We start from the raw sequence: 1,890 nt of genomic DNA on the forward strand, positions 1-1,890 counted from the left end.
CCTCGATCCTTAGGCGCTGCACGTAGGCGATCGGGCTCAATCCGGTCGCGGCTGTGAAACGGCGTTTGAAGGTGCGCTCGGCAAGTCCGGAGCGGCGGATCATTTCCTCAAGCGGGCTCGCCACGGGGAAATGCGTTGCCACCCATTCCTGAGCCGCCTGGACAGCGACGTCTCCATGATCATTACGGCCCTCGAATACCATGTAGGGCGTAAGTCCGTCCTGATGCCATTGGAGGGCAAAGCAGCGCGCAACTTCCTGTGCGGCGGTTGCACCCGCATGTCTAGCAATCAGGTAGAGGACTAAATCATGCCAGGTCATGGAGGCTCCGGAACTTACAAGTTCTTCGCGCTCGCCCGAGACGACCAGAACCCGCTCAGGGTGGATGTGGACCTGCGGAAAACCTGCCGCGAATGCGTTGGCGTAACCGAAATGTACCGTCGCCTCTGCGCCATCGAAGAGCCCTGTTTCGGCGAGCAGGAAGACACCGGAGCAAGCCGAGCATAGAAGCGCACCGCGCCGGTGCATGGCTCGAAGCCATTCTACGAGCTCCGGGTGTCGACCTTTTCGCCAGCCCTCAGGGCCAAGCAGGATGGAAGGGACGATAATGATGTCGGTTGTATCAAGCGCGGTAATGCTGCGTTGGACCATGACGGGGATGCGACTGGCAAGCGACAGCGACCCGGATTCGAGCCCAACAATCTCGACCTGGAACGGTGGTGCGCGGCGCTGTGCGTCGCCTAGCGGAGGCATAATAACAAAGGCGTTCATCACGTCGAAGATGCCACTCAGCGTCGACACCACGGCCTCGGGAATGGCGATGAGGCTGACATGAAGCGGCTCTGGACCCGTCTGCACCGTCTGCTCGGCGTTTCGCAGCATGTTAGATTTCCTTTGACGCAAGGACGACACGATAACGCGGATGGAGCAACCGCGCCACGTACCGGTGGTGTGGCACGATCGACCCGTTTCTGGACAGTTCCGCTCTGCCGGGCACTCCCTAAAACTGCGATGCTCTCTCCCGCCCTCCGCTTCCGAAGGCTCTTGAACAGGGGAATTGAAATGGGACATGTCCAAATCAGCACGATCGATTCTGCAAAGCTAGATACGCTTCTTTCGCGCGTGGTCGGAGATCTTTCGGCCGGCTATGGCGGCGTGATGGTGAGTCTTGGAAACCGGCTCGGCCTTTATAAGACAATGGCCGAAGCAGGCCCGCTTACATCGCACGAGCTTGCCCGCCGCGCCGGATGCGCCGAACGCTACGTTCGCGAATGGCTCAATTCGCAGGTCGCTGGCGGCTATGTCGCTTACCACGCGATCAGCGGTACGTATGAGCTCACGCCGGAGCAAGCGCTTGTCCTTGCCGACGAGGATAGCCCTGTCTTCATTCCTAACGCCTGGGCAGTCCCTGCTTCAATGTGGGCGGACGAGGACAAGGCGGTGGAGGCCTTCCGCACTGGCAACGGCGTACCGTGGGGCGACCATGACGGACGTCTCTATTGCGGAGTTGCAGCCTTCTACCGCAATGCGTACAAGGCAAGCCTGGTCGCCGAATGGCTGCCGGCTCTCGATGGAGTCGTCGAAAAACTGAAGACCGGGGCATTTGTGGCCGATGTCGGCTGTGGACATGGACATTCCACCGCCCTCATGGCCAAGGCATTTCCGGCTTCGAGATTTTGTGGCTTCGACACTCATCAGGGCTCCCTGATCGAAGCCCGCAAGGTTGCCACAATGACAGGCATTTCGGAGCAGGCAACCTTCGCGGCAGCTCCGGCCGACAACTATCCAGGAAGCGGCTACGACCTGATCTGCTTCTTCGATTGCCTGCACGATATGGGAGATCCCGTTGCCGCGGCCGCACATGCCGCTAAGGCAATTGCACCATATGGTAC

The 1,890-nt window shown here is 59.9% G+C and carries 2 protein-coding genes; one reads left to right on the top strand and one right to left on the bottom strand.

The window, feature by feature from the left end; genetic code table 11:
* The coding region (locus C9413_RS31690) for a DJ-1/PfpI family protein (RefSeq protein ID WP_170251482.1) at positions 1-880 on the bottom strand (880 nt) is incomplete at its 3' end.
* 180 nt (positions 881-1,060) lie between these two features.
* Between C9413_RS31690 and C9413_RS31695 the strand changes: the two genes are divergently transcribed.
* The coding region (locus C9413_RS31695; protein WP_170251483.1) for a class I SAM-dependent methyltransferase at positions 1,061-1,890 on the top strand (830 nt) is incomplete at its 3' end.

Origin of the sequence: Rhizobium sp. SEMIA 4085, assembly GCF_013004495.1 — a bacterium.
In the GTDB taxonomy this organism is placed as follows: domain Bacteria; phylum Pseudomonadota; class Alphaproteobacteria; order Rhizobiales; family Rhizobiaceae; genus Rhizobium; species Rhizobium gallicum.